Source organism: Mesorhizobium subarcticum (assembly GCF_055456085.1).
Map to the genome: position 1 here is coordinate 600,979 of NZ_JBVBEG010000002.1, position 26,792 is coordinate 627,770.

17 protein-coding genes and 11 pseudogenes are annotated in these 26,792 nt (G+C 60.8%); 17 read left to right on the forward strand and 11 right to left on the reverse strand.

Annotated features, from left to right (window positions below; all coding sequences use genetic code 11):
• Positions 1-16: 16 nt before the first annotated feature.
• The 5 genes and pseudogenes from ACZYHG_RS34850 to ACZYHG_RS34870 form a co-directional block, all read right to left on the reverse strand.
• Positions 17-805: pseudogene (locus ACZYHG_RS34850) on the reverse strand (tyrosine-type recombinase/integrase); the annotation flags it as partial.
• Entirely contained in the window at positions 802-2,169 is a 1,368-nt protein-coding gene (locus ACZYHG_RS34855) for a tyrosine-type recombinase/integrase (RefSeq protein ID WP_464614958.1), read from the reverse strand. The gene ACZYHG_RS34855 and the pseudogene ACZYHG_RS34850, both read right to left, overlap by 4 nt.
• Entirely contained in the window at positions 2,166-2,429 is a 264-nt protein-coding gene (locus ACZYHG_RS34860) for a tyrosine-type recombinase/integrase (protein ID WP_464614959.1), read from the reverse strand. Before ACZYHG_RS34860 ends, ACZYHG_RS34855 begins: the two co-directional genes overlap by 4 nt.
• Complete coding sequence (locus ACZYHG_RS34865) at positions 2,377-2,778, reverse strand: FtsB family cell division protein (RefSeq protein WP_464614960.1); 402 nt, start codon at positions 2,776-2,778, stop codon at positions 2,377-2,379. The genes ACZYHG_RS34860 and ACZYHG_RS34865 overlap by 53 nt, the downstream gene beginning before the upstream one ends.
• Before the next feature lie 9 nt (positions 2,779-2,787).
• A pseudogene (locus ACZYHG_RS34870) lies at positions 2,788-3,881 on the reverse strand (IS1595 family transposase).
• Positions 3,882-4,031: 150 nt separating this feature from the next.
• Between ACZYHG_RS34870 and ACZYHG_RS34875 the strand changes: the two are divergent.
• Together ACZYHG_RS34875 and ACZYHG_RS34880 are read left to right on the forward strand one after the other, a co-directional pair.
• Positions 4,032-4,457, forward strand: a pseudogene (locus ACZYHG_RS34875) (IS5 family transposase); the annotation flags it as partial.
• A gap of 118 nt (positions 4,458-4,575) precedes the next feature.
• Positions 4,576-5,598, forward strand: a pseudogene (locus tag ACZYHG_RS34880) (IS110 family RNA-guided transposase); the annotation flags it as partial.
• A 196-nt stretch (positions 5,599-5,794) separates the two neighbouring features.
• On the opposite strand, the gene ACZYHG_RS34885 reads toward ACZYHG_RS34880, so the two are convergent.
• The gene (locus tag ACZYHG_RS34885; RefSeq protein ID WP_464614961.1) at positions 5,795-5,995 is read right to left on the reverse strand and encodes a hypothetical protein; all 201 of its coding nucleotides are present in this window, start codon (positions 5,993-5,995) and stop codon (positions 5,795-5,797) included.
• 234 nt (positions 5,996-6,229) lie between these two features.
• Here ACZYHG_RS34885 and ACZYHG_RS34890 point away from each other — a divergent pair, with 234 nt between their 5' ends.
• The 13 genes and pseudogenes from ACZYHG_RS34890 to istB all read left to right on the forward strand — a co-directional run bounded on the left by ACZYHG_RS34890 (position 6,230) and on the right by istB (position 20,958).
• Positions 6,230-7,450: an ATP-grasp domain-containing protein gene (locus ACZYHG_RS34890; RefSeq protein ID WP_464614962.1), complete on the forward strand. Its 1,221-nt coding sequence runs from the start codon at positions 6,230-6,232 to the stop codon at positions 7,448-7,450.
• A gap of 111 nt (positions 7,451-7,561) precedes the next feature.
• Positions 7,562-8,876 (forward strand): annotated as a pseudogene (locus tag ACZYHG_RS34895) (MATE family efflux transporter).
• Between the two features lie 30 nt (positions 8,877-8,906).
• A pseudogene (locus tag ACZYHG_RS34900) lies at positions 8,907-9,232 on the forward strand (transposase); the annotation flags it as partial.
• A gap of 63 nt (positions 9,233-9,295) precedes the next feature.
• A pseudogene (locus ACZYHG_RS34905) lies at positions 9,296-9,457 on the forward strand (transposase); the annotation flags it as partial.
• An 83-nt stretch (positions 9,458-9,540) separates the two neighbouring features.
• Positions 9,541-11,140: pseudogene (locus tag ACZYHG_RS34910) on the forward strand (ABC transporter substrate-binding protein).
• On the forward strand, positions 11,140-12,081 hold the full coding sequence (locus tag ACZYHG_RS34915) for an ABC transporter permease (protein WP_464614963.1): 942 nt from the start codon (positions 11,140-11,142) through the stop codon (positions 12,079-12,081). Before ACZYHG_RS34910 ends, ACZYHG_RS34915 begins: the two are co-directional and overlap by 1 nt.
• A 2-nt stretch (positions 12,082-12,083) precedes the next feature.
• Positions 12,084-12,965: an ABC transporter permease gene (locus ACZYHG_RS34920; protein WP_464614964.1), complete on the forward strand. Its 882-nt coding sequence runs from the start codon at positions 12,084-12,086 to the stop codon at positions 12,963-12,965.
• Position 12,966: 1 nt separating this feature from the next.
• A complete protein-coding gene (locus ACZYHG_RS34925) occupies positions 12,967-13,974 on the forward strand; it encodes an ABC transporter ATP-binding protein (RefSeq protein WP_464614965.1) in 1,008 nt (335 codons plus the stop codon).
• On the forward strand, positions 13,971-15,002 hold the full coding sequence (locus tag ACZYHG_RS34930) for an ABC transporter ATP-binding protein (RefSeq protein ID WP_464614966.1): 1,032 nt from the start codon (positions 13,971-13,973) through the stop codon (positions 15,000-15,002). The genes ACZYHG_RS34925 and ACZYHG_RS34930 overlap by 4 nt, the downstream gene beginning before the upstream one ends.
• A 68-nt stretch (positions 15,003-15,070) precedes the next feature.
• Positions 15,071-16,474, forward strand: a complete 1,404-nt coding sequence (locus ACZYHG_RS34935; protein WP_464614967.1) for a CapA family protein — start codon at positions 15,071-15,073, stop codon at positions 16,472-16,474.
• A 94-nt stretch (positions 16,475-16,568) separates the two neighbouring features.
• Entirely contained in the window at positions 16,569-18,005 is a 1,437-nt protein-coding gene (locus ACZYHG_RS34940; RefSeq protein ID WP_464614932.1) for an amidohydrolase, read from the forward strand.
• A gap of 626 nt (positions 18,006-18,631) precedes the next feature.
• Positions 18,632-20,146 (forward strand): IS21 family transposase, encoded by a 1,515-nt coding sequence (gene istA, locus ACZYHG_RS34945; protein WP_464614947.1) that lies wholly within the window; start codon positions 18,632-18,634, stop codon positions 20,144-20,146.
• On the forward strand, positions 20,143-20,958 hold the full coding sequence (gene istB, locus ACZYHG_RS34950; RefSeq protein WP_464614968.1) for an IS21-like element helper ATPase IstB: 816 nt from the start codon (positions 20,143-20,145) through the stop codon (positions 20,956-20,958). The genes istA and istB overlap by 4 nt, the downstream gene beginning before the upstream one ends.
• Before the next feature lie 124 nt (positions 20,959-21,082).
• Here the strand turns inward: istB and ACZYHG_RS34955 are convergent, their stop codons facing one another.
• Both ACZYHG_RS34955 and ACZYHG_RS34960 read right to left on the reverse strand, forming a co-directional pair.
• The gene (locus ACZYHG_RS34955) at positions 21,083-21,412 is read right to left on the reverse strand and encodes a hypothetical protein (RefSeq protein ID WP_464614969.1); all 330 of its coding nucleotides are present in this window, start codon (positions 21,410-21,412) and stop codon (positions 21,083-21,085) included.
• An 85-nt stretch (positions 21,413-21,497) separates the two neighbouring features.
• Positions 21,498-21,917: pseudogene (locus tag ACZYHG_RS34960) on the reverse strand (IS630 family transposase); the annotation flags it as partial.
• A 65-nt stretch (positions 21,918-21,982) separates the two neighbouring features.
• Between ACZYHG_RS34960 and ACZYHG_RS34965 the strand changes: the two are divergent.
• Complete coding sequence (locus ACZYHG_RS34965; RefSeq protein WP_464611638.1) at positions 21,983-23,008, forward strand: IS110 family RNA-guided transposase; 1,026 nt, start codon at positions 21,983-21,985, stop codon at positions 23,006-23,008.
• A gap of 273 nt (positions 23,009-23,281) precedes the next feature.
• On the opposite strand, the pseudogene ACZYHG_RS34970 reads toward ACZYHG_RS34965, so the two are convergent.
• The 3 genes and pseudogenes from ACZYHG_RS34970 to ACZYHG_RS34980 all read right to left on the reverse strand — a co-directional run.
• Positions 23,282-23,486, reverse strand: a pseudogene (locus tag ACZYHG_RS34970) (IS630 family transposase); the annotation flags it as partial.
• A 242-nt stretch (positions 23,487-23,728) separates the two neighbouring features.
• Positions 23,729-23,822, reverse strand: a pseudogene (locus ACZYHG_RS34975) (hypothetical protein); the annotation flags it as partial.
• Between the two features lie 71 nt (positions 23,823-23,893).
• The gene (locus ACZYHG_RS34980; protein ID WP_464614970.1) at positions 23,894-24,532 is read right to left on the reverse strand and encodes a toll/interleukin-1 receptor domain-containing protein; all 639 of its coding nucleotides are present in this window, start codon (positions 24,530-24,532) and stop codon (positions 23,894-23,896) included.
• Between the two features lie 701 nt (positions 24,533-25,233).
• On the opposite strand from ACZYHG_RS34980, the gene ACZYHG_RS34985 reads away from it, so the two are divergent.
• On the forward strand, positions 25,234-26,787 hold the full coding sequence (locus ACZYHG_RS34985) for a trimethylamine methyltransferase family protein (RefSeq protein WP_464614971.1): 1,554 nt from the start codon (positions 25,234-25,236) through the stop codon (positions 26,785-26,787).
• The last annotated feature ends 5 nt before the right edge of the window (positions 26,788-26,792 follow it).

The following is a 26,792-nucleotide window of genomic DNA, read 5'->3' on the forward strand; positions in this document are numbered from 1 at the left end:
TCCGGCAGGGTAGATAGTGCCGGAAGGCGTGTGGCGTTACGTGCTTGGCACGCAGCGTTGGCATGGTTTCGGCCGCCGCCTTCACGTAGGCGGCGAGCTTGAACCGGACTCCCGAGGCGCTGAGCGGCTCACCATAGTGGTTGACGAACAGCCGCTGGTCGGGCGCCCGCGGTTGCCGTTCAAGCAGTTTCTTCAGCAACATCACGGTTTCCGGCCAGAGCGGGCAGATACGTTCCTTCCGGCCCTTGCCGGTCAGACGCACGCAGTTCGGGCTTTCGAACCGGATTGCTTCGGGGCACAGGTCGAGCGCTTCCTGTATTCGTGCGCCGCTGTTGTAGAGGAACGAGAACAGCGCATGATCGCGCATGCCCTCAACTCTCGAACGATTTGGCTGAGCGAGGATCGCCGTTACTTCCGCCGGATCCAGATAGCACGGTTCCGACACCGGAGCGCGCTTGATCGGGATGTGGAGGACTTCGACGCATTGCGCGATCGATGCGGGATCCCTGGTGGCCACGAAGTGGAAGAAGCTGCGGATCGCAGCAAGCCGGCAGTTGCGCGTGCCGATCGTACCGCCACGTTCACGTTCGGCGTGGCGGAGGAACGCGGCGATTTCGTTGGCGGCCAGATCGGCCAGCGTGATCATAGCCACCTTCTTCCCAGCACGCTGCGCAACGAACCGAAGCAGCAGCCGCCAGGTGTCGCGGTAGGACCGGACTGTGTGGATGGACGCGTTGCGCTGCTCGACCAGCCATTCATAGAAGAACGCGCGCAGCAGGACCGGGAACCGATCATCCCTGCTCATGACCCCACCTCCTGCCTCAGATTGAGGCATGGTGCGCCAACTGCCCGGAACCGCTCATTTGCATAATGCAGCAGGTCCTGCGTCACGGTGATGTAGACCAGGGTGGAGTTGATGTCCCGATGGCCGAGGTAGGTGGCTAGGAACGGCAGGCGATCCTGTGGATTGATGCCCGTTCGGTACCATTCGAGGATCCTGTTCACGACCATCGAGTGGCGCAGGTCATGAACGCGAGGACCTGTTTTTCCTCGCAATGGCTTCAGCCCAGCGCGGCGTATGACGTCAGCAAGCAGCCAGGTGATCATTTCCGGCGTGTAATGGCCGTCGCCTCGCTCGTGCCAGAACAGGCCGGAGCGCGCGTCCTGTGATCCACCGGCACGCCGCCGCGCATCGATGTAGGCCCGAAGCTCGACTACAACGCTGTCGGGTAGCGGCAGAATCCGGGTCTTGAAGAACTTGGTCTGCCGGATGGTTATCGTACCGTCCTGCAGGTCAACGTCACCAAGATCGAGACGGGCAAGCTCGCCGCGCCGTAAGCCTGCGCAATAAGCCAGCAGCAGCATCGTGTACATGCTCCGCGGTCGAAGCGGCACCCGTGGCGACGGATACGTACGTGCGACGTCGAGCATCCGTCGCACGTCGGCAGGCGAGTAGATATGGGGCTTTCGCCATTGCCTGGCGGCCTGCTTCCTCGGTCTCGGGTCCGGTCGCCGCTCAGGCATCGACGGGTCGCGGTGACGAAGGATTTTCGCCAAGACGCGCTTGAGCTTTTCGCATTCCTCCGCGTGGTGACGCGTGCCATTCGTTGCCGCCCATCGATCGATCATGGCGCTCAGCGGTTCGGTTTCCGGTCCCGGATGCGACTGCAGGAACCGGTCGAACCGCAAGAGCAACAGGGGCTGCGAAGTGTATTTGTATCCTCTGCGCCGCATCATCGCGACATGCTCGGCCATCATTTTTCCCAGTACGCTGCCGAATGGCCTAGGCTGGCGCAGTTCGGCAAGAGCCTGTTCCGGATCCCGCGACGCCAATGCCCGCCAGATCGGCATGCTCTGCTTGATATTGCACTCATCGCGCAGAGCGGCGACGGGATTGCGTTCGATCGCGCCGATTTCCACCAGGCGTTCGAGGAACCGGTCAATGATGCGGGTGCGGTGCAAGAGCGTGGATGCCGCCCGGCGAATGGCTGATTCTCGTAGCCAGGCCAGCAGCACTTCTTGACCGAGTGCCTCGTAACGTTCGGCGACATCCTGGAAGCCATGCAAGACCTGCCTATAACAGGTTCGGCTTTTCATGCTGCGCAGATCAAGGCTCGCGACATAGCGGCCGATGTTCGCGCGGTCGGGATCGGGCCAGCGGGCGGTCATGCCAGCACCTCCATGCCCGGCACGTCAAGCGCGATAGTCCTGAGGTCCTCGGTAGCAAGCTTGAGGTAGGGAGCCGTCGATCCTGTCGAACGGTGTCCCAGGAGGTCGCCGATGACCTTTTGAGGCACTGCGGCCCGCAGCATTTCGACCGCGCGCGCATGACGGAAGATATGAGGTCCACACTTACCACGCGGTTGGACGCCAGCGTCAGCGCACCACCTCGGCCGACAACGCCAGATCGCGCACCAGGATCGTCTCATACCCCTTGAAGCGAGAGCCCGCAGGAGCGCTCACCGCAACCGTCACCTCGCGGCTCACGCGACCGCCGTCGCGCTTGGCGCCGCGCCGGCGGCGCTTGCCCTTGCCAGATGTCGGCTGCGTCGCCTTCTCCATGCCCGATGGCTTGGTCGGCTTGACCGGGGGACGCGGCGGCAGGTCCTTCAGCCGGGCGATCTCATCCTTCAGGGTCTGGTTCTCGGCGCGTAGCGCCTGGTTCTCAATCTCAAGGCTCTCGACCCGGCCTTGAAGACCGCGCACTTCGCCGATCAGCGCAGAAACCAGCCCGCGGAGTTCCGCAAGCGAAAGCGAATCAGTCGGTGGTAGCGTCACGGGCCTTTATCAACCAAAGACAGCTACGGCTGATTTGATGATGATGCCGCCATCCGGGCTTCGGCGCATCTGACGACCCGTGGCGGTGCGAAAAACATTCGTCAATTGCAGCGCAGGCGGCACGCGCGACCACAAGGTTCGCACGCTCTCCCGGCCATGCCGGGTTTTGCGAATGACGTTTCCTGTGACGACGCGCTGCGACCATCGGAAGCCGACCTCGTGGAAATACAGGTCGGCATGCTGCGGGCTGATATGATGAAAGACGCCGGCGATGGTACGGCGGACGCGGGAGTTGAAACCTTCGACCGAATTGACGTGGACGGCGTCGCGCACATACTCACCGCTGGAATGCTTCACTGTCTCATGCTTGGCAAAGCTCTACCAATGGCCATGAATGCCTTCCACTCGTCGCTCATCAAATGAGCTCCCAATTCGATCTGCGCTTCAATGACGCGTTCGCTTGCTCGCGCCGAGAGACTGGTCACGACCGCGGCACGCGCGTCACCGGCCAGAGTGCCAGGCATGACGTCACTCGGGCGCCGCACCATTGCCATGACTGGCGTTTTGTCCGTATTCGCCTGGCCTTTCCGGCCGCGGCCCGGAGGCGGGTCGTCGGGATTCTTTCTGGGCCTTCCACCGAGATGGAAATGGTCGATCTCCACCGTGCCGGCGAGCATGTTCTCCCGCGCCACCATGAGACGCAGTGCATGTCCCATCCGCCAGGCCGTTGGCTGGCTCACCCCGAGCGCCTCGGCCAGGCGCACCGACGACAAGCCCTTGTCGGATTGCAGTAACAGCCACATGGCCTTCAGCCAAACACGCAAGGGAAGCTTCGTGGAGTGCAGAGGCGTGTGTGTCGTCACCGTGAACTGGAACCGGCAATCGCCGCTGGAACATTGATAAAGACCCGGTCGGGCGCGACGCTTGCCGGTATCGCGACCGGCAAGCGCAATCGAGCGTTTGTATCCGCAGGCGGGGCAGATCCGGCCATCCGGCCACACCATGCTTTCCAGCAACCGACGGCAATGCTGCTCATCCCGGAAGGCCGCGATCATTTCTTCAACAGTCCGAATGTTGGAAAGCGCTGCAAGCATTTCAGGCATTCTCACCTCCTTAGACCAGCCCGAAGAATCGCATGAAAAGCCATACATCACAAGGATATTGCGGTCTTTGGTTGATAAAGGCCGCGTCACGCAAAGGGTGAATCACGAACGCACGCGCCTGCAAACCCCCACCGCCCGGTAATCTGCCCCGGTTACGCCGGCAAGAAGATTGTCGGCCGCAAGCGCCACATTGCCGTCGATACCGATGGGCGGCTCTTGATGGTCAACCTCACCACCGCCGACATCTCCGACAGTGCCGGGGCTTAGGCGGTCCTGGACGGCATCCGCAAGCGTTGGCCCTGGGTGAAACATCTGTTCGCCGACAGCGCCTATGACCGGCTGAAGCTCATGGACAAAGCCGCCTATCTCGACTTCGTCGTCGAGATCATCCGTCGATCCGAGGACCAGAAGGGCTTCCAGGTCCTGCCCCGCCGCTGGGTGGTCGAGCGCACATTCGGATGGATGACGCGCTGGCGGCGCCTCGTGCGCGACTATGAACAGCGCATCGACGTCTCTCACGCCATGATCCTCGTCGCCATGGGTGGAAACATGATCCGACGAAATGCACATCCCTGATTTTCAAAACAGATGGGGTGATTGGGGTCTCGGCCGAGCCAGATGATGGCGGCTGCTCCTGTCGAAATGTGAAAACGTGGTCGATGTGAGTCGCCACAAACATTTGGAAGGAGCAGCCATGAAGTACTTTGCCGGACTGGACGTGTCTTTGGAAGAGACCTCTATTTGCATTGTCGACGAGACTGGCCGGATCGTGAAGGAGGCGAGAGCGTTGAGCGATCCGCAGGCGTTGTGTGACGCGCTGAAGGGGACCGGCTTGCCGCTTGAGCGGATCGGCCTGGAAGCGTGCTCGCTGACAGCCTGGCTTCACGATGGATTGCACGCCGAAGGCTTGCAGGCGATCTGCATCGAGACGCGGCAGGCCAATGCGGCGATGAAGACCATGCCCAACAAGACCGATCGCAATGACGCCCGCGCGCTGGCGCAGATCATGCGCACCGGCTGGTATCAGCAGGTGCACGTCAAGAGCCGGCAGTGCCGGCTTTGGCGCTCGCTGCTGGTTGCCCGCCGCACGGTGCTGAACGAGATGCGTTCGATCGAGAACGTGGTGCGGGCGATGCTGCGCGAGGCCGGCGTCAAACTGGGCTTGCCGTCGCGCAGCGCTTTTGCCGGCCGCGTGCGGGAACTGGCCGGCGCCGACGCCCAGATGATGGCGATGGTCGAGCCGCTGCTTGCGATCCTCGCCGTCATGCTGGGAGAGTTCGCCCGCCTGACCAAGCAGGTTCTCGATATCGTGCGCAAGGAGGAAGTCTGCCGGCGGCTGATGAGCGCGCCGGGCGTCGGGCCGATCACCGCGCTTGCCTTCCGCGCCACGATCGACCGGCCGGAGCGGTTCGGCTCGTCGCGGGCGGTAGGGGCGCATCTGGGGCTGACGCCGGCGCGCTACCAGTCCGGCGAGACCGACATCCAGGGAAGGGTCAGCCGCTGCGGCGATGAACTCGCCCGCACCGCCCTCTACGAGGCAGCGCATTCGCTGCTCGTGCGATCGAAGAAGTGGTCGAGCCTCAGGGCCTGGGGCATGACCATCGCCAGGCGCCGGGGCATGGCGCGGGCGCGGGTGGCGGTGGCCCGCAAGCTCGCGGTCATCCTGCATCGCATGTGGGCCGAGGCAACCGAATTCCGCTTTGGAAAGGAGCCTGCCGCGGAGCGGCGGCGGCGTGAACCGAGGCCAATCAAAGGAACACGCAACACGAACAAAGCCTTCGCCCGAAACGGCGATGCCCGGATCGTTCCGTGGGGACGATGGGCGAGGCGATCTCGTTGAGAGTCCCGAACCTGCCGGCCAAAACTCGGCAAAGTCGTGAAACAGATTGAGACGCCTCGCTCTCCTGACCCCATCATGCGGCGGCCAGAGCGCCGACCGCGAAGAGAAGCGAGTGACCCACGGAACGGTCCAGAAAAAAGTGCAGGAGCATCTTGACCTCAACGACCCCAATCAGAGAGGTCTCTAAGTGCTGCTGCGGATCTTGGCGTGCGGCGGCATCGGCCTGTCGGTTCTGCGGAACTAGCACGGCCGAGGCCGGATTGAGAATTGGCATGCCTTGGAAACCGCAATTTGCAACCGGTAAATCGCCTCAATCCGGCTTCACCACTCCCGCGCAATAAGCAGCTATTGCAACAAAACCTGCAGATAAATTTGCAGAAGCTTTACAACCGCAGATGGCTGACAATGTTACCTTCCCCCAAAGTCTGAGGTCGGGCGCGCCAAGAAAAGGGCGCAAGCTGTTCTTCTCTCGGACCGCAGGGAAACATCCACCGACAAGGGGACAGTGATGGCACGAAGAGCTCTAATTTTACTTGGCAGCGCAAGTAATAGCGCGCTATATGTCAAAGCGGCCCGGCGTCTTGAGCTTGATCCAATTACCCTATCGCCTGATCCAGCTCGGTGCGACTATCTTGCGGCGGAAAGCGCTGAGGCAATCCGTGTCGATACAGACAATCTCGATGCGCTGATCAGCGAATGTTCCCAGCTACGTGCGACCCATGACATAGCAGGCATTACCAGCGCCCAGGAGACGGCCTATGCGGCGGTTGGCAAGCTCTGCCGGTATTTCGATCTGCCGGGACCGGACCCAGCAGCGATTGAAAGGTGCTGCGACAAATTCATTCAACGTGAGTTCCTCGCGCAGGCCGGCGTACCAATACCTGCTTATCGCTTAGCAACGAATGTAACGGAAGTAGAAAGCTCTGCCGCGGAGATCGGCCTGCCGGTGATTGTAAAGCCAGCTGCCGGCATCGGCAGCAGGGGGGTCCGCTTGTGCCGCAATCTCGATGAGGTAGCGGAACATGCGAACCATCTGGTGGGTGGGCCTATATGGCAGTCATCGCCAAGGATACTGGCCGAAGAGTTCGCACAAGGCCCCCATTATAGCGTTGACATAATGGGAAATGAGGTTGTTGGAATTGCCGCCGCGGACTTCGGTCGCCCACCACATTTCGTCTGCCGCGAATACGTCCAGCCAGCCGTTCTGACTGACGACGAGCATAAGCGTATCGTCGATGTTTCGCTGAGCTGTTTGCGAGCTCTCGGGCTTGGCTGGGGGCCAACGAACATTGATCTACGCTGGACAAAGCTTGGCCCAGTCATCATTGAAGTCAACCCGCGTCTTGCTGGCTCGCCCACCCCTCAACTGGTCCAATTGGCCTACGGGATCGATCTCGTCACTGAGCACATCAAACTTGTCATCGGGGATGAATTGAATTTGCGCAGAAGGCATTCGTATAGTGCGGCCGCGCGGATCCTAATTCCTGATCGTGATGGCATCCTGGATTGGATTGACGGCTACGGTCAGGCCGCGGCTGTACCAGGTGTCGCCGAAGTCAAATTGTTCGTTCAACCTAAGACGCAGATCGCCAGGAACGGCGACGAGCGAGACAAGATCGGACACGTCATCGGCGTTTCATCCAGCCCTGCTCAGACCGCGGCGATACTTCAGCGCGCCGTCGACTTAATCCATTGGTCAATCACGCCATCTCTCACTCTTGGCCAATAGGAAAACGTTCAAACAGATCGAGTAGGATTCGACGTGCTACAGAAAGCTCCCCTCCTCGCCTCCAGGCCATTCCAGGTCACCAATCGCCAGGTGCTAGCGATCGCCATTCCCATGACACTCGCATGCCTCACGACGCCGCTGCTCGGCCTCGTCGACACGGCTGTGATCGGCCAGTTCGGGGATGCCGCGATGCTTGGAGGTCTGGCAGCCGGGGCCGTGGTTTTCGATCTTGTCTTCGCAACATTTAATTTTCTGTGCTCCGGTACGACCGGACTCGTCGCTCAAGCTTTCGGCAGCGGCGATACTCTCGAAGAGAGGGCGGTCTTCTGGAGGGCATTTGTACTGCCTCGATTTCAGGGTTGGCTCTGGTCCTGCTTGAGCCGCTGATTGCCGTGATCAGCGAATCTTTCATGAATGCGGAACAGCCGGTGACCACCGCGATGGATCTCTATCTGCGCATCCGCCTCATCTCGGCTCCTGCCGCTCTCATCAATTATGTGATTCTCGGCTACTTTCTAGGGCGCGGCAATGCCGCCGTCGCACTGTTCCTGCAGCTTCTCCTCAACGGGGTGAATGCCGCGTTGTCGATCTTTCTCGGTCGTTATCTCGGCTGGGGCATAGCAGGCGTCGCCTGGGGAACCGTGTGCGGCGAGGCCGCCGCCACGATCGCCGGGATGACGATCCTCTTCGGACGCTTCCGCGCTATGCCGAAACTGTCGCGCCAGCAAACGTTCAATATGGTGGCAACAAGGCGGATGCTTCACCTCAATGGCGACATCATGATCCGTTCCTTGTGCTGATGGGAGCGTACATCCTGTTCACGCGGCAAGGCGCTCAGTTTGGCACGTTGGTTCTTGCCGCCAATGCGGTGCTGATGCATTTTTTTCTGATCTCGAACTATTTGCTCGACGGGTTCGCGGCCGCCGTCCAGCACCTCGCTGGCCACGCCCTCGGCGCCCGTGATCATCCGGCTTTCTTGCGCGCTGTCAGGCTGACCTTGGGCTGGGGATTCGCGCTTGCAGGCGTTCCGAGCGTCCTGGTCTTCGCGTTCGGCGAACAATTGGTCGGCGCCATAACGAGGACAGCGGACGTGCGTGCGGAGGCGGTTGTCTACCTTCCTTGGGCAGCGTTTGCGGCCTTGAGCGGCGTGCTGGCCATCCAGATGAACGCCGTTTTCATCGGTGCCAGCTGGTCGCGCGATATACGCAATATGATGCTAATATCATTCGCGGCCTTTATCGCCGCTTTATTCGCATTCGGGCAGACGTTTGGCAACCACGGGCTCTGGGCCGCCCTTCATATTTTTATGCTCGTGCGAGGGATAAGCCTGCTGTCGATCATGCGTCGCCGTGTGCGCACCGCCTTCTGGAACGATGATCGGTCGGCTACTTCGCCAGAGTCCTTGGGCGCACGGAAAGATCGGTAGCCGCGGATCATTTCCAGCGGCCACACCCGGATGACCGATCCTACGCTGCCGCTGAGCGGTTTGTCATCTGTTGAGGCAAGGCCGTCTTCGCCCGTTTCGACGGCGGCATGCTGTCGTCCAACAGCGGCGTCCTGGCTCAGGCCCGAGGTGGAAAAAGCGGCTGCGTGTGGCGGACCGTCTGGCGCGCTGCAGCGACGATCCGCGCTGCCCGGACCAAGTCGTCCACAGCCTGGCCGACATGATCGACTTCCGCATGAAGATGATTGCCGCCGGTTACGAGGATGGCAATGATGCCACCCTTCGACAAGCTCAGGCGGTTGCGTCCCGATCCGATCTTCAAGAGGGCCGACGACCGGCCTGGCTGCGAGAACTGCGGTGCCGTAATGGCTCGCCATCTCGGCATAGGTCCGGTTGAGACTGCCATCAACGCCGAAGTGCCGGCCAGCAAGGCCGACCACGTCATTCTCGACAACTACGGTGCTCACAAACACCCGAAAGTGCGCGCCTGGCTCGACCGGCATCAGCGCTTCACCTTCCACTTCACACCGACCTCGTGTTCGTGGCTCAACGCGGTGGAGGGCCGGCCGCGGCCGACGTTTCGGTTTTTGTTTGCTGATCTGGGGCAGGGCAGTGCGCCACAATCCAAGAAAAAGGGGAGCTAAAAATGGAAATCTCTCGACGTGAAATTATCAAGACGGGTTTGGCTGCGGGAGCGGCTTTGTCTATCCCGTCGGTTCTGCGGGCGCAGACGACACCGACGGCAGGGCAGATCGTTCGGATGGAAGTGGGTGACCTCCAAGTCTTCGATCCGATCTTTACGACAACTGACATCACCATGAATCATGCCTTGGCGATTTACGATACGCTGTTTGCGTTAGATTCCAAGCTTGTGGCGCATGGTGGGGAAGTGGGGCGTTTCCGACGACAAGAGGACCTATACGTTCGAGCTGCGGGACGGCTTGGGCTGGCACGACGGCACCCCTGTCACCGCGGCGGACTGCGTCGCCTCGATCCGTCGCTGGGGCCAGGTGCATCCCGGCGGGCAGCTGATCATGGCGCGCGCCAGAGACATCTCGAAAAAGGACGACAAGACCTTCACGATCGCGCTCAAGGAGCCGATGGGGATTCTTATCGATGTCTTGGCGGACCTGACGCCCCCGTGCCTGTTCATCATGCGCGAGAAGGATGCGAATCGCCCCGCAACCGAACAGGTGACCACAAATATCGGGTCGGGGCCGTTCAGGTTCAATGAAGCTCTCGCCAAGCCGGGTGCGAGTTTCACCTACGACCGCAACGACAAATACGTGCCGCGCAAAGAGCCGTCCGATGGATTGGCCGGCGGGAAGATCGTCAACGTCGATCGCGTCATTTGGGACAATATCGCCGATCAGCAGACTGCTCTCTCGGCCTTGCAAGCCGGCGAGATTGATTACCTGCAGGACCCGCCCGCCGATCTTTACCCGGTGATCGAGAGCGATTCCAACCTTGAACTCCAGGTTCTGGACAAGGGGGGGTGGGACATGGTCCTGCGAATGAATTTCCTGCAGCCGCCATTCAACAACGTCAAGGTGCGCCAGGCGGTGCTTCACCTAATCGATCAGGAGGCGATGTTGCGCGCCGCGTTCGGCAACCCAAAATACTTCAACACGGTCACTTCGATCTTTGGAGACGCTACGCCAGTGTCCAACGACGAAAACACAGGATGGTACAAGGAGGGTGGCGACCCCGAAAAGGCTAAGCAGTTCCTCGCGGAGGCGGGATACGCCGGCGAGAAGGTCGTCATTCTCACTGCGACGGACTGGCGCGAGGGCGACAATGCCTCGCAGTTTCTTGCGGCCGAGTTGCGGAAGATTGGAGTCAACGCCGAGCTCGCGTCGATGACCTGGGGTGAGCTTTCCACGCGCCGGGCGAGCAAAGACCCTGTCGGGAACGGGGGCTGGAGCGTGTTCATTACGTCGGAACCCGATTATTCGCTCGGCAATCCGCTCGCCTCACCATTCCTCCTCGCGAATGGCGACAAGGCTTGGTACGGCTGGCCGATGAACGACGAATATGAGGCGCTGCGGGTCAAATGGGCGGATGTCGAATCGCTCGAAGAGCGCAAGGCGCTGGCCCGCAAGATGCAAAGAGTATGGTGGGATTTCGTCGGCGATGTGAGGTTGGGAAAGTACGTCTCGCCGATCGCGCGACGCAAGACGCTCACCGGCCTCATTGGCATGCCTCAAATCGTGCCGATGTGGAACATGCAGAAGGCCTCGGCCTGATGGGTGCCTACATCCTGCGCAGGATGGTTTCGGCCATCGCCGTCATGGCGATGGTCGGAGTTTTCGTGTTCCTGCTTCTCAGGCTTGCGCCCGGCGACCCGGCGGCCATCATCGCCGGTAGGTCGGCCACGGAGGAGATGATCGCCGGCATCCGCGAGCAGTTGGGACTGAACGATCCTATGCCGGTTCAGTTCATGCGTTGGGTGCGGGACATGCTCGGCGGCGATTTTGGCACCTCGATCTTTGCCGGCCGACCGGTTCTCGAGCTGATCTCGCAGCGGCTTGAACCGACCCTTTCCCTCTCGATCCTGACGATGATCGTTTCGGTGACGATTGGGGTCTCCTTCGGCATCCTTGCCGCCTGGCGAGCTGGCGGTCTTGTTGATCGCATCCTGACGGCATTCGCGACGCTTGGTTATTCTGTCCCGGTGTTTGTCGTCGGCTTCTTTCTCATATACCTGTTCGCGATCAGCACACGGTGGCTGCCCGTCCAAGGATACCAGCCTATCGACCATGGCTTGGGGCCGTGGCTTGTGCACCTGATCCTGCCGACAGTGACTTTGAGTGTTCCCTACATTGCTTACATCGCCCGGATCGCGCGGGCGAGCGTGCTCGAGGTTCTGTCGGAAGACTATATGCGAACAGCCGCCGCCAAGGGCGCGTCGTCCTATGCCATGCTTTTCCACCACGCACTGAAGAATGCGGGTGTCCCGATCCTCACCGTCATCGGCTTAAGTTTCGCAGGTCTGATTGGCGGTGTCGTCATCACGGAAACGGTGTTCAACATACCTGGCGTGGGTCGTTTGGTGGTCGATGCAATCAACAACCGCGATTACCCCATCATTCAGAGCGTGCTCATCCTGACTTCAGGTCTGTACGTCCTTATCAATCTCGCGGTCGATCTGGCCTATACGCTGATCGATCCCCAAATCCGGTACTGATTATGACGCTCATCTCCGCACCAGTTGAAGCCGCGCCGATGGCTCGGCTGCGAATATCTGACCTTCCCCGTCTGGCAAGGCGGCATCCGCTCGTCCTTGTAGGCGGCGGCCTGTTGGTGCTGCTGATCATTCTGGCACTCGCTGCCCCGCTTTACGCCGGCGATCCGTTGAACATGGATCCATTCAAACGCCTTCAGCCGCCTTCGGCCGAGATGTGGTTCGGAAGCGATAATCTGGGCCGTGACGTGTTTGCACGAACGATGTTCGGCGCCCGGATCTCACTTTTGGTGGGATTGACGGCGGCGGCGGGCGCGGCTCTGGGCGGGCTGCTTATCGGAGTCATTGCCGGCTATGTCCGCGGGTTCGACAGCATCGCCATGCGGGTCATGGACGGCCTGATGTCCATCCCGACGATTCTGCTGGCTATTGCGCTCATTTCTCTGACCGGCCCCGGCATCGGCATCCTCATCGTCGCCATCGCAATCCCCGAGACGCCAAGCATCGCACGGCTGGTTCGCTCGGTGGTTCTGGGTGTTCGCGAGCGTCCCTACGTGGAGGCCGCGATCTGCGGCGGCGCGCGCCTGCCGAAAGTGCTGTGGCGGCACATCCTGCCGAGCACCATTCCGTCGCTGATGGTCCAGAGCGCCGGCGTCTGCGCAAGCGCGATCCTGACGGAGGCGGGGCTGAGCTTCCTCGGCGTGGGCGTGCCGCCCGAGATTCCGAGCTGGGGCAACATGATTTCAAGCTCTCGGCTGTATCTCGCCATCGCCCCATTGACGGTGTTCGCCCCCGGCATCTGCCTTGCCGTCACGGTCCTTGCCGTCAACCTGCTCGGGGACGGCCTGCGCGACCTTTTCGATCCCCGCGCCAAGCGGAGGCGCTAACATGCAGATGCATCAAGCCGCAGGGAACGACTTGCTTCTCGACGTTCGAGACCTTGAGACACACTTCTTCGGCGAAGACAGCGTCACCCGCGCGCTGGGCGGCATCAGCTTCCAGGTCAAAAAAGGCGAGACGCTCGGCGTCGTCGGCGAATCGGGATGCGGGAAGAGCGTCACTGCCCTCTCGATCCTTCGCCTGCTGCCAAAGCTGAGCGCCAGGACCGTGGGCGGCGAGGTCCGTTTTCACGGACGCGACCTGCTTGAGTTGTCCGATCGGGAGATGCGAAAGATCCGCGGCGACCAGATCGCCATGATCTTCCAGGAGCCGATGACCAGCCTGAACCCGGTCTATACGGTCGGCCGCCAGATCGCCGAGGCGGTGCAGATCCACACGAAAGCCTCCCGCTCGGTGGCCATGGCAAAGGCCGAAGAGATGCTCCGTCTCGTGCGCATCGCGGATCCCGAGCGTCGCGTCAACAACTATCCCCACGAAATGTCAGGCGGGATGCGCCAGCGCGCCATGATCGCCATGGCTCTTGCCTGCTCACCGGAACTGTTGATCGCCGATGAGCCGACCACCGCGCTTGACGTCACCATCCAGGCGCAGATCCTGCGGCTCATCGTCGATCTGAAAGAGCGCACGGGAACGGCCGTCATGTTCATCACACATGACCTGGGCGTTGTGGCCGAGACATGCCAACGCGTGATTGTTATGTACGCTGGCCGGATCGTCGAGCAGGCGAACGTGATCGATCTGTTTGCGCGTCCCGCGCATCCCTACACCCAGGGCCTCATGCGATCGGTGCCGGATCGGCGGCGCGGCCGACAGCGCCGCCTTCCGGAAATTCCCGGCATCGTGCCAAGCCTGCGCGAGCCCATCGTCGGCTGCAGCTTTGCGCCGCGCTGCCCGTTCGCGATCGATATTTGCCGCGACAAGACGCCCGCCCTGCGAGATGTGGGGTCGGGCCACGCCGCGGCCTGCTGGCGCGCCGAAGAGGTGATGGGCGCATGAGCGGTCCTCTGCTGAAAGTCGAGAATCTGACCAAGCATTATCCGCTCGGTGCAGGATTCCTGAAGAAGACCATTCCGGTGATCCGGGCGGTGGAGGATGTATCCTTTTCCGTCGAGGCGGGGGAGACGCTCTGCATCGTCGGCGAATCCGGTTGCGGCAAGTCCACCGTCGCACGGCTTCTGATGCGACTTGTGGATCCGACGAGCGGGCGCGTGCTGATCGACGGGACCGATATTGCGGGTCTCAAGAAGGACGCGCTTCACGCGTGGCGCCGTCGGATGCAGATGGTCTTCCAGGATCCTTACTCGTCGCTGAACCCGCGGCTCACGGCCGGGCAGATCATTACGGAGCCTGTCGAGAACTTTGAGCGTCTCAGCCGGAAGCAGCGCCAGGCACTTGCCGCGGACCTTCTCCGAAAGGTCGGAATGTCGCCGGAGATGATGCACAGGCTCCCATCCGAATTGTCGGGCGGTCAGCGCCAGCGGCTCGGCATTGCACGCGCCCTGTCGCTCAACCCCTCTCTCATCATCGCCGACGAAGCGGTGTCAGCCCTTGACGTCTCCGTGCAGGCGCAGATCTTGAATCTGCTTCTGGATCTCCAGCAGCAGATGGGCATCGCCTTCGTCTTCATCTCGCATGACCTCGGCGTCGTGGAGCACATCGCGCATCGCGTTGCCGTCATGTATCTGGGCCGCATCGTGGAACTCGCCCCGAGCGAGGCGCTTTTCGCCAAGCCGGTCCATCCCTACACCGAAGCGCTGATCGCCGCAGCACCGGTACCGGATCCGACGCGGGCTCGGCTGGAGGCGCCCGTGGAAGGCGAGGTGCCAAGCCCCATCAATCCGCCGAGCGGATGCGCGTTCCACCCACGCTGCCCGCTCGCGGTCGAGCGTTGCCGCATCGACGTGCCGCCTTTGGTGCCGATGGCAGACGGGCGCGTCGTGGCCTGTCATGTGCGCGCTCCCACCATAGGCATGCCGGTCCACCCGGCTGTGACGGCTAGTTCGCCGCTCCGTCCTGTGGCCTAGCCGCAGACCCCACGGACGCCCAACATCGTTGCCACACGCGGCAAGCACAAGAGGTAAAGGAGAAGCCTATGGAGAACAATTCATACGAGCGCGGTTCTCGGGTAGTCCAGCAGGGTAGGAACTACGATACGGTCGGTTCGGTTCAAACGAACGTAACGGACGGCTTCACGATGGTAGCCGTTGGCGACCTCATCATATCGCGGCCGCTGACCAAATATCATCATCCCGGCTTTGACGACATCGTCAAGATCCTTAGCGATGGCGATGTCACGTTCGGCAACATGGAAACGCTCATCTTCGATATTCGGTCGGTTAAGGGAAGTCCGCAGGCTGAGTACGGCGGGGCGTATCACATCAGTGTGCCGGAACTCGGCCCTGATTTAAGGGCGATGGGATTCAATCTTATGAGTCGCGCGAACAATCATTCGCTTGATTGGGGCGTTGAAGGCATGCGCGAATCGAGCCGTGTGCTCGATGAGAACAGCATCATTCATGCGGGTGTCGGGGAGAACCTTTCACAAGCTGGCGCGGCTCGCTTCTTGGAGACCGCCCGAGGTCGGGTGGCGCTGGTGTCGCTTGCCACTACCTTCATGCCGATGTCTCGAGCGTGCGATCCTGCCGGCGAGGCGCCTGGCAGGCCAGGGGTGAATGCTCTTCGTTTGACGCGAAACATCATTCTTCCGTCGGATATGATTGAGTACGTCAGGCGGGTACGTGATGTCTTGCCAGGCTATGCAGCCGGTGGAAAGGACCCAAGCCGCGTCGTGCTCCTTGCGGAGACTTTCAAAGCAGGCGATCAGCCCAGTTTTAGCTACGAAGCAAACCCGCGCGATGTCGCCGATATTCTAAGAAACGTTCGCCGGGGCAAACAGTTCTCCGACTTCTGCATCGTCACGAACCATGGTCACGAGCCTGATTGGAGTGAGTTGGTTAGCCAGGAACCGGCGGATTACGAGCAATCTTTCGCCCGTAAAATGATCGATTCCGAAGCAGACGCATATATCGGACACGGACCGCATCTGCTGCGAGGCATCGAAATCTACAAGGGCCGACCAATATTTTATAGCCTCGGCAATTTCTTCTTTGATGACCTGCGCACGCCCGTGGGAGCTGACATGTTCGATGCCTATGGCAAAGACCCGCGGATCGACACAGATGCCGAGGTGACTGTCGACGAGCAAGGGAGGGGATACCCGACGCCCGACGGCTTTGTCGGCGCGCTCGGGACACCCGTCTGCTACGAGAGCGTTATCGCGGTCAGTCGGTTTGAGCAGAACCAGCTCGCTGAATTGCGGCTCTGCCCGATTGAACTTGGCTTCTCCAAGAGGTTTGCCAATCGCGGTATCCCGCAGCTGGTCACCGGGTCGCAGGCAAAGGCGATTCTCGAGCGTTTGCAGAAGCTCTCGCAGCCATTTGGGACCGAGATCGCCATCGAGAACGATGTCGGTGTCATCAGACTGAGGCCGCGATGAAAGCGGCTCAGATGCGCTAGTCAAGAGCGCTTGTCGCAACCAGCTACGACGCGCTTTAGATGTCATTGCTATACAACTATGAGGATGTATACGCATGCAAAACGATCGCTTCAGCCTTGAAGAAATCGCCCGTCGGGTGGAGGCTAAGGCTTTCGACTACTGCGCTCTCAGCGACCGTATTTGGGCTACGCCAGAGCTGGCTTTCCAGGAGCATCGTTCAGTTGCTGAGCAGTCTGCTATTTTGGAGGGGGAGGGTTTTCGCATAACGACCAATGTCGGCGGTATTCCAAATGCGTTTGTGGCGGAGTACGGGCGAGGGGGACCGGTCATTGGAATTCTCGGAGAATACGATGCACTGCCGGAACTATCGCAAATTTCGGGCACACTCCGACAAGAGGTTGCCACTCGTGGCGCAGGTGGCCATGGTTGCGGTCATAATCTCCTCGGGGCCGGCTCGGCTCTGGCCGCTGCCGCATTAAAAGAAGCGCTTGCGACCGAAGGTATCGCTGGCACGGTGCGCTACTACGGCTGCCCGGCGGAGGAAAATGGTGGGGGCAAGACCTATATGGCGCGCGCCGGCCTCTTCGATGATCTTGATGTCGCCTTTTGCTGGCATCCGCACGTAGTCAATGAGGTCAGTACTGCGTCCAGCCTCGCTGAGATCCAAGTCTACTTTCGCTTTCATGGGCGGGCGGCACATGCTGCAGCTTCGCCGCATATGGGCCGGAGCGCGCTGGACGCGGTAGAACTGATGAACGTGGGTGTGAACTATATGCGAGAGCATATGCCCGCAGATGCACGTGTGCACTACGCGATCACCAATACCGGCGGCGATGCGCCAAACACGGTGCAGGCTTATGCAGAATCGCTATTTTCCATACGTTCCCCTCTCTTGCCGGATGCTCAACGACTCTTCGCGCGTGTTAGAAAGATTGCTGAAGGCGCGGCCTTGATGACCGAAACCTCTGTTGTTGTTCAGATTGCTGGCGGCAGCTCAAACATCATTCCCAACAAGATTCTGCAAGAAGTGATGTACGACAACATGTGCCGTATCGGTGCGCCTGCCTTCGATGAAGCCGACTACTCCTTTGCAAAGAAGCTTCGCGAGGCGGCACTAACGGAGGAGGACTTGTCGTCAAGTATTGCGTCTCGCGATCCCTCGCTTAAGTCGAAGATCCTCCATGACGGAGTGCTTGCACTGCCGGCGTGGGAGGAGGTGGATATGGGTACAACGGATGTTGGCGACGTGAGTTGGATTGTGCCGACGGCGCAATGCCATACAGCCTGCTTTGCCATAGGTACAGGGTTCCACACCTGGCAGTTGGTGACGCAGGGGAAACTCCCGGCAGCTCACAAGGCTATGATATTGGCGGCACAAACCATAGCCGCCACCGCCGCCGATTGCCTGCGCAACCCAGCAATTCTTGCTCGCGCCAAAGCAGAGCTGAAGGAGCGCATTGGCAGTCATTCGTATGTCTGCCCAATTCCACCGGATGTAATGCCCGACGATCTATGCAAGAAGCCGGCATAGGTCCTAGAATTGGCTTTGTCTGCAGCCAGAGGGCTGGGCAAATTCAGCGTTTGCCGTACTTCAAGGCGGGGCCGCGATGGGGGCGGTTTGCAACCGGAGGGCTGATGAGCCGACAATCGCTCCATTGCGGCAGTCGTGTCGGCTAACGGATATCTCAAGCACTGGACCGCTCCTCAGCAAGGCCGGCATGCCGAGCGTAAAGCGATGATCGACCGCAACCGCGACCTTCCGATCGTCGGCCGAGGACACGCGCTTGTGCGTGCGTCGACCGGCTGCGGCTTGTAGTATCCGCTGGCGCGGCTGATGTTCAGAGCCTTGGGTTGACGGACGTACAGCTCTCCGATCTTGGCGTGAATCGCCTTCAAACCCACCGATCGCGCATTGGCGTTCGCAACGCCCGAGCCGAGAACCCCGACCGAAGCCACCCGGTAGTGCGGCGCGGCAATCAACGTGAGAGCGCAGCGTCAATCAGGATGAGAATGCCGGCGGATTGGAACGCAGGGAGGGCGTAGCCCGACCGGAGTTTCAATCCGCCGGCGGCGCGTTCCTTTTTGGGGGACTTTCGTCTGGTGATCACGGTCGACCGGGTATGCCGGTGGTTTTTCCTGTTGGGGAGGAATCGCTTTGTGCCCGGCCGCCACGTAACCGATCACCATATGAGGCTTTTCATGAAGTTCCGGCAGACCAATACGACGGCCGTCGCGGCGGCGAAGGCGTCGATCAGTATCGCCACGGCCTATCGCATCGAGAAGGATTCGAGACTGCCGTCACAAAAGAAGGCGCCGCGGCAACGGCGCCGTGCCGACCCTCTCGCCGATATTTTCGAAGCCGAGGTCGTGCCCATGCTGAGGGCAGCTCCGGGCATTCGGGCGATCGCCATCTTCGACGAGATGATCCGGCGTCATCCCGAGCTTGGAGCCGGCATTCGCCGCACGATCGAGCGCCGGGTCCGAGCCTGGCGCGCCGTCCATAGCGAGGAACAGGAGGTCATTTTCCGGCAGGTTCACGTACCCGGGCGCATGGGATTGTCGGATTTCACCGACATGGCCGCCGCCGGCGTCACGATCGTGGGCCAGCCACTCGATCACCGGCTCTACCATTTCCGGCTCGCCTATTCCGGCTTCGAGCATGGGCATGTCGTGCTCGGCGGCGAGAGTTTCGTCGCTCTGGCGGAAGGCCTGCAGAACGCGCTGTGGTCGCTCGGCGGAGCTCCCCGCGAGCATCGCAGCGACAGCCTGTCGGCGGCGTTCCGCAACCTGGATAAGGACGCCCGGGAGGACCTGACGCGCCGCTACGACGAACTGTGCGGCCACTACGGCATGACCCCTTCCCGCAACAATCGCGGCATCGCGCATGAGAACGGCTCCGTCGAAGGCCCGCACGGCCATCTCAAGCGGGCGATCAATGACGCGCTGCTGATGCGGGGATCGAGCGATTTCGACGACCTGGCAGCCTATCGTCGCTTTGTCGACGAGATCGTCAGCCGCGTGAATGCTCGCAACTCCAAGCGCATCGACGTCGAGCGGGCCGAACTCCAGGAACTGCCCGTCCGGCGCACTTCCGACTACGAGGAGGTCACCGTGCGCATCACCTCATCGGGCGGGTTCACGCTGCGCAAGGTGTTCTACACCGTGCCCTCACGCCTGATCGGCCACCGCCTCAGAGTGCGGCTTTTCGATGATCGGCTGGATATCTTCATCGGCGGCACGCAGCTCATGACGCTGCCGCGCGGGCGCGCCTCTTCAAACGGCAAGCACGACCAGGTCGTCAATTATCGGCATGTCATCCATTCGCTGCGCCGCAAGCCGATGGCGCTGCTCAACCTCGTCTATCGTGACCAGCTCTTCCCCCGCGAGGCCTACCGGCGAACCTTCGACGTGCTCATAGAGCGACTGCCTGAGCGGCAGGCCTGCCGGATCATGGTCGAGCTTCTCGCCATGGCGCACGAGCGCGGCTGCGAGAGCGAACTGGCTGATCAATTGACCGCCTCGCTACAGGCACGGCGATTGCCCGACATGGCCCCCTTGCGGGAACGCTTCGCGCCGGATCCCGCCCGGCTGCCGAATGTCGTCGTGCGTCTTGCTCCGCTCAACGCCTATGAAGCCCTGCTTGGCGCCAACCTGACAGGAGATGCGGCATGAAGACGAACCCCGCTGTCGATTCCGCCAGGGTGAGCTTGCTCCTCAACGAACTGCGCCTGCCGGCCATCAAGGTTATGTGGCCGCTGTTTGCCGAACAGGCCGACAAGGAAGGCTGGCCCGCCGCCCGCTTTCTCGCCGCGATCACCGAGCACGAGATGGCCGAACGCGATCGACGCCGCATCGAGCGGCATCTCGCCGAAGCCCGCCTGTTGCCGGGAAAGACCCTCGATGCTTTCGAGTTCGAGGCGGTGCCGATGATCTCAAAGGCGCAGGTGATGGCGATCACCGCCGGCGACAGCTGGCTCGAGAAGGGAGCGAACCTGCTTCTGTTCGGCCCGCCCGGCGGCGGGAAGAGTCATCTCGCCTCGGCCATCGGCCTCGCCCTCATCGAGAACGGGTGGCGGGTCATGTTCACTCGCACCACCGATCTCGTTCAGAAGCTTCAGGTCGCGCGCCGGGAGCTCGGTCTCGAAGCCGCCATCAATCGGCTCGACCGCTTCCACCTGCTGATCCTCGACGACCTTGCCTATGTCACCAAGGACCAGGCCGAGACCAGCGTGCTGTTCGAGCTCATCAGCGCCCGCTACGAGCGGCGCTCCATGCTCATCACCGCCAACCAGCCCTTCGGCGAATGGGGGAAGGTTTTCCCGGATCCCGCCATGACGCTCGCCGCGGTGGATCGCCTCGTCCATCACGCCACAATCTTCGAACTGAATGTCGAGAGCTATCGGCGGCGCGAGGCCATCGAGCGAAAGCGGGGGCCAGGCAGGCCGGCGTCATATGCGACGCCCGCAAACGTCAATCCTGATTGACGCGCCGCGACAATCAAACCGATAAAACCTCTTGCGCGCGACAATCAATGCCGAGATTATCATCATCGCCGCGACACCAGATTCTCATCCAGATTGTCGCGCGTTTCTCTCCCAGATTGTCGCGCTATAGGAATTCCCCAACATCAACGCCACGCAGCTCTTCGAGGAGCTGTGCGTCCAGTTTCCAGGTCGATTTACCCGCAAGCAGTACAAAACACTCGTCCGACGGGTCAATCTGTGGCGCCAAGCGGCTCGCGCGCGCGGTGTTGTCGTTGGGCCGAAGACGTATCGTCGGCTCAACGACAAACCGCGTGGTCGGCGTCCCGATCTCTTTAAGGACCATTGGGAAGAGATGGCACGGTGCCTTGAAGAGCGTCCGGATCAGACCGCCCTTGAACTTCTCGTCGAATTCCAGGCCCGTTACCCCGGACGATACAGCTTGCGACAGCTTCACACATTGCAAAGGCGAGTAAGGGCCTGGCGACAACAAGCCGTGCAGCGGCTCATTGGCGAGGTCAGCAGCCTAGAGCAGATTCGACTTACACCGGGTCATATCCGGCTGCCTCGAAGTAGTTTCGGCATTCGGCCGGTTTGAAGGCGTCGAGGCAGTCGGCGATGACGGACCAGAGTTGATCGATGGAGCGGGCAGCTGCTTTTCTGAGTAGGGCCTTGAGCTTCGAGAACGCCATCTCGATCGGATTGAAGTCGGGCGAATAGGGCGGCAGCAACAGAAGCCGTGCGCCGGTCCTTTGGATGGCCTCGCGAACGCCGGTGATCTTGTGAGCCGGCAGGTTGTCCATGACGACGATGTCGCCGGGAGAAAGTTCAGGTGCGAGCACCTGTTCGGCATAGGCCAGGAAGGCGGCGCCGTTCATCGGCCCGTCGAGCAGCATCGGTGCGGTCAGGCCGTTCAGCCGCAGTCCAGCGGTGAAGGTCGTGGTCTTCCAATGATGGGATGGACGCCCCCCTGACGGCATCGATGTGCCAGAGTGGTGGCGTTGAGAACCACCGAAGGGAGACGTCCATGACACAAGTTAGCACCATTGGCCTGGATCTGGCCAAGAACATCTTCCAAGCCCATGGCGCAGATGCCGCCGGCACCGTTGTGTTCCGCAGGAAGCTGCGGCGCGAACAGGTGCTGGCCTTCTTCGCTGCGCAGCCGCCATGCCTTGTGGCGATGGAGGCATGCCCAGGCGCTCATTATTGGGGTCGTGAGATCGGCACGCTCGGCCATACCGTCAGGCTGATCGCACCGGCTTACGTGAAGCCTTTCGTCAAGCGTCAGAAGAACGATGCCGCCGATGCCGAAGCGATCTGCGAGGCCGCGCAACGGCCGACGATGCGCTTCGTGGCGGTGAAGAGCCAGGAGAAGCAGGCCTCGGCTGTGATCTTCCGAACCCGCGACGTGCTCGTCGGCCAGCGCACTCAGCTCATCAACGCGATCCGCGGGCATATGTCCGAGTTCGGCCTGATTGCGCCGCAAGGCCCCTCGCATGTCGAGCGGCTCATCACGCAGGTTGAGGATCCTACCTCGGGCGTGCCGGAGGCCGCTCGCTGTTGCCTTGCCATGCTTGTCGAAGCGCTACGCCGCTTGCAGGATCAGGTTAGGTCGCTGGACGCGGAGATTGCGAAGCGGGCCAAAGCTGACGAAACGGCCCATCGGCTAATGAGCGTGCCTAGCATTGGGCCGCTGATCGCAACCGCGCTTGAGGCAATGGCTCCACCAGCAGAGACGTTCCGCTCTGGGCGCGATTTCGCAGCCTGGATCGGGCTGACGCCGATCCAGCGTTCGACCGGCGGCAAGGAGCGCCTCGGACGAACGTCGCGGATGGGAGAGCGAACGCTGCGACGCCTGCTCATCATCGCATCCAGCGCGGTAGTGCGCTGGGCCAAGCGCAAAGGCGTGCCATCCGGCTCGTGGCTCCATCGAATGCTGGCGCGCAAGCCGCCAATGCTGGTGATCGTGGCACTGGCCAACAAGACCGCGCGCATCGCATGGGCATTGATGACGAAAGGTGGAACCTACCGAGCTCCGACCGCCGCCGCATGAGTGCAGTGCAGTGAGCGAACGCGAGGCTGCCAGGAGGACGTGAGAAGGTCGAAGGACAGGTATGGCGCAACGTCGGCGAGGCGGGATCAGGAGAACCAGACGCATGGGGAGCGCTTCGAGCGCGTTCCAGTGATGTGGACCTGATCCTCGAACTCCCATACGGGCCCGCGGCCATGACGAAGCCGCAAAGAGAGGCCGAACACATGGCAGCACCCGATCACGCGCAGCAGCCTGAACCGAAGATTCTTCTTGCATCCGGCGGGGCGTCCACACATGACCATGAGGAACCGGCGCACGGCAGCGTTCGCCACGTTTGGCCCGCCCGCGCAGCCGCGCCATCTTGGTGGAGGCGGCAGTCTCATCAATGAAGATCAGCTTCTCGGGGTCGAGATCGAGCTGGCCGTCGAACCAGGCGCGACGGCGCGCGGCTACGTCTGGCCGCTCCTGCTCGCTGGCGTGCGCCGTTTTTTTTGAAGGTCATAGAGTGACGATCGAGAAAGCGCCAGATCGTGCTCGTCGCAAACGACGCGCCATGCTCCTGTCGCAGCAACTCGACGAGTTCGACCAGCGTGATGTCCACCCGCCTCTTGATCGCCGCCAGGATGATGTCGCGATACGCTTCGACGCGGTGGGACCGCCTGTCGCCGCCCTGCGGCTTTGCGCAAGTGGCTCCGGTCTCGCGCCATTCCCGGACCCAACGCACCGCACTTGCCGCCGCCACGCCAAATCTCGCCGCTGCCGCCCGTCGCGACAGGCCGCCATCAACCGCTGCGACTACGCGAGCCCGCAAGTCTTCGGATAAGGATTTCGCCATGCCATGCCGGCCTCCTCATCCAGCAGATATGCTGAATCAGATTTCCAATCCCCACGAAACCCCTATCGATTCTATCCGCTCGGATTTCGCTCTAGGATCGACATCCCTGCAATCACCAAAACGACGGTTGCGGCGCCGCCTGCCGCAAAGCCAAATCTGAACTGCTGACGCCGCTCCTCCTCGCGTCGCAGAGCAGGCATGTCCTCGAGACCAAGGTCGAGAAGCGGCGCCAACAGCTTCACCGTTTCGTTCGTAAGTCTCGCGGCTTTGGGTGGATTGAGAAACGCAAGACCGCTCAGGCCCCGCATATCGATGATCTCGATATTGGGGTACCGTTGAGCCAGGCCGCCCGGCAACGCGGGCGCGTCTTTCGCCTGAACTGCTATAATGTTGCCAGCGTTCGGACCGTTCTCGAAAGCTTCAATCTCGCGTCGTATCCAGTCGTTCTGATCTGGGCCACGATCTGCCGCGTCGGGTGTCGCAACTACAATGAGATGCCGCGATGAGAGCAGGGCAGGGAGGGTTACACGTTCGAAAAAATCATTCGTGCCTCGCTCGTAGCTCGTGTCGAGGTAAACCTTCAATGGAGCGGCATGCCGATCTCGTAGGCTCTTTGGCGGACGGAAATCCTGTAATACATGCCGAAGTCGACGCGCAAATGCATTTGCGTCCGATCTTCGATACGAAATGAAGGCATCGAATTCAGCCACCGTTTAGCAACCTGCGAAATGGTCAGTAAATTATTATCAGATTGAGATCTACGGCTGGAATTTCCATTGTTCTTATTCAGCCATTAAGCTTGAGAATGTCCGATAGATCAAGCCGGATTTTCATTGACGATAGGTTTTTGTGTAGCCTTTGTCGCCTCCGACAGTCGCGAATATTGACGATTGAGTGGTGGAAAAGTGCCGTTTGTTGTGCCCAAATTTGGGTGTGCTGCATCATTTCCAAATTTCATTCCCCATAGGCCTTCCATTTCCGCCAAGTGCCGATTGTTACCATCGAGCTAAGCCACTGAAATTTTGGGCATTGGTTCAGAACATTGGTTGGGTCTCCCACCATATCCCAAGCAAAAACTTGCTAGCACGGAACCGCGGAAGCTCGTCGGCGCAAAAAAGTAGCCTCCCGATTGAATTTATTTCGGTGGCGTGTCGTCGATAGTACCTGCGACGCTGCCTATGGGGGAGGCCGGTTCTTCCACCCAATGGCTGTGGAACAAAGCCGAATAAGTGGGGTCGGCGACCGCTACTGCCCGCCCTCCTCCGATGCGAGTCGACTGATCGACGGGCCCGACTGCCGCGGCGCTTTAGTCAACAGACGCGTGAGACTTTTGCAGTAGGTCAAATCTTCGGGTTCCGGCAATAGTTCCGGCCGGCTCACACGGGCCGCACCGTTTTTCTTGGAGGCCGGCATGACTGCTCAACTACAAGTGTCTCGTAGAGGAGGGCGGGACGCGCGGCGGACGATCCGCATGGCGCCAAAGGTCGACATGTTGCCGACGCTCAAGCGCGGCCTGCCGGTGGTAGAGCCGATGGATGCCGAGCAGGTTGAACGCATTCACGAGGCTTCTCTCGCGATCCTGGAAGAAATAGGCGTCGTGTTTCGCGATCCGATCGCGATTGAGGACTGGAAGAGAGCCGGAGCGGACGTGCGCGCCGATGACCGCGTTCATCTCGACCGCGGCCTTGTCATGGAACTCATAAAGACCATTCCCCCCAACGTCGAATATTTCGCGCGGAACCCGGCAAAGAATGTCGAGCTCGGCGGCGACAAGTCCATCTTTGTGCCGATGACCGGCGCGCCTTACATGCGCGACCTCGACGACGTCAGGCGTGGCCCGACTATCGCGGATCTAGGGACCTTCCATAAGCTGGCGCACATGATGCCGGCATTGCATTCATCGGCGCACCATATCGTTGAACCGATGGACATTGTCGTCGCGCATCGGCACCTGCACATTACCTATTCGTCAATGAAGCACTCGGACAAGATATTCATGGGCATGACCACCTCGCCCAAGAACGCCGAGGACGTGCTCGATATGTGCGAGATCCTTTTCGGCGAAGGCTTCCTCGAGAAGCATGCAGTGACCACTGGAAACTGCAATGGCAATTCGCCGCTCGTGTGGGACCAGGTCATGCTGGGCGGCATGCGTGCTTTCTGCCGGCGCAATCAGCCCGTGTTGTGCTCGCCCTTCGTTCTCGGTGGCGCGAACACGCCAGCCTCTACCGCGGCGGCAGTGGCGCAGCTCAATGCGGAGGCACTTTCGGCACTCGCCTACACACAGGTGGTGCGCAAGGGCTGCCCTGCGATCTATGGGCATTACCTGTCGACCGTCTCGATGCAATCGGGAGCGCCGATGGCGGGAACGCCTGAGATTTCGCTCATGAATTTCATGATCGGCCAAATGGCTCGCCGCTACAACGTCCCTTGGCGTACCTCGAACCTGCTTGGCGGCGCCAAGGTCTTCGATGCGCAAGCTGGCTATGAAAGTGCGATGACGATGATGGCCGTGCTGATGTCAGGCGCAAACTACATTTGGCATTCGGCTGGCTGGAATGAAGCCGGCATGCACTGCTCGATCGCAAAGTTCGTCGTCGACGCCGAAGTCTGCGCCATGGGTTATCGCATGACGCAAGGCATCCAGTGGGACGACTTCGATGAAGCCCTGGCTGCGGTCCGCGATGTCGGGCCGGGCGGCCATTACTTTGGACATCCGCATACACAGGCGAACTTCGAGAAGGCCTTCTTTATCCCGAAACTCTTCGACAATAACTCGATCGAGCAGTGGTACGCTGATGGCTCCAAGGACATAAAGCAACGCGCCCTCGAGCATGCGCGCCATCTTCTGGCCGAATATGAAGAACCTAAGCTCGACGTCGCGAAGGACGAGGAATTGCGCGCGTATATCGATCGTCGCTCGCGGGAAATCCCCGCCGTCGACGCGCTCAACGAGGAATACTGAGCGTC

Coding starts and splice junctions, on each gene's coding strand:
- ACZYHG_RS34855 (WP_464614958.1), bottom strand. CDS start 2,169: ATGACCGCCCGCTGGCCCGATCCCGACCGCGCGAACATCGGCCGCTAT.
- ACZYHG_RS34860 (WP_464614959.1), bottom strand. CDS start 2,429: ATGAGACGATCCTGGTGCGCGATCTGGCGTTGTCGGCCGAGGTGGTGC.
- ACZYHG_RS34885 (WP_464614961.1), bottom strand. CDS start 5,995: ATGCCAATTCTCAATCCGGCCTCGGCCGTGCTAGTTCCGCAGAACCGA.
- ACZYHG_RS34890 (WP_464614962.1), top strand. CDS start 6,230: ATGGCACGAAGAGCTCTAATTTTACTTGGCAGCGCAAGTAATAGCGCG.
- ACZYHG_RS34915 (WP_464614963.1), top strand. CDS start 11,140: ATGGGTGCCTACATCCTGCGCAGGATGGTTTCGGCCATCGCCGTCATG.
- ACZYHG_RS34920 (WP_464614964.1), top strand. CDS start 12,084: ATGACGCTCATCTCCGCACCAGTTGAAGCCGCGCCGATGGCTCGGCTG.
- ACZYHG_RS34925 (WP_464614965.1), top strand. CDS start 12,967: ATGCAGATGCATCAAGCCGCAGGGAACGACTTGCTTCTCGACGTTCGA.
- ACZYHG_RS34930 (WP_464614966.1), top strand. CDS start 13,971: ATGAGCGGTCCTCTGCTGAAAGTCGAGAATCTGACCAAGCATTATCCG.
- ACZYHG_RS34935 (WP_464614967.1), top strand. CDS start 15,071: ATGGAGAACAATTCATACGAGCGCGGTTCTCGGGTAGTCCAGCAGGGT.
- ACZYHG_RS34940 (WP_464614932.1), top strand. CDS start 16,569: ATGCAAAACGATCGCTTCAGCCTTGAAGAAATCGCCCGTCGGGTGGAG.
- istB (WP_464614968.1), top strand. CDS start 20,143: ATGAAGACGAACCCCGCTGTCGATTCCGCCAGGGTGAGCTTGCTCCTC.
- ACZYHG_RS34965 (WP_464611638.1), top strand. CDS start 21,983: ATGACACAAGTTAGCACCATTGGCCTGGATCTGGCCAAGAACATCTTC.
- ACZYHG_RS34985 (WP_464614971.1), top strand. CDS start 25,234: ATGACTGCTCAACTACAAGTGTCTCGTAGAGGAGGGCGGGACGCGCGG.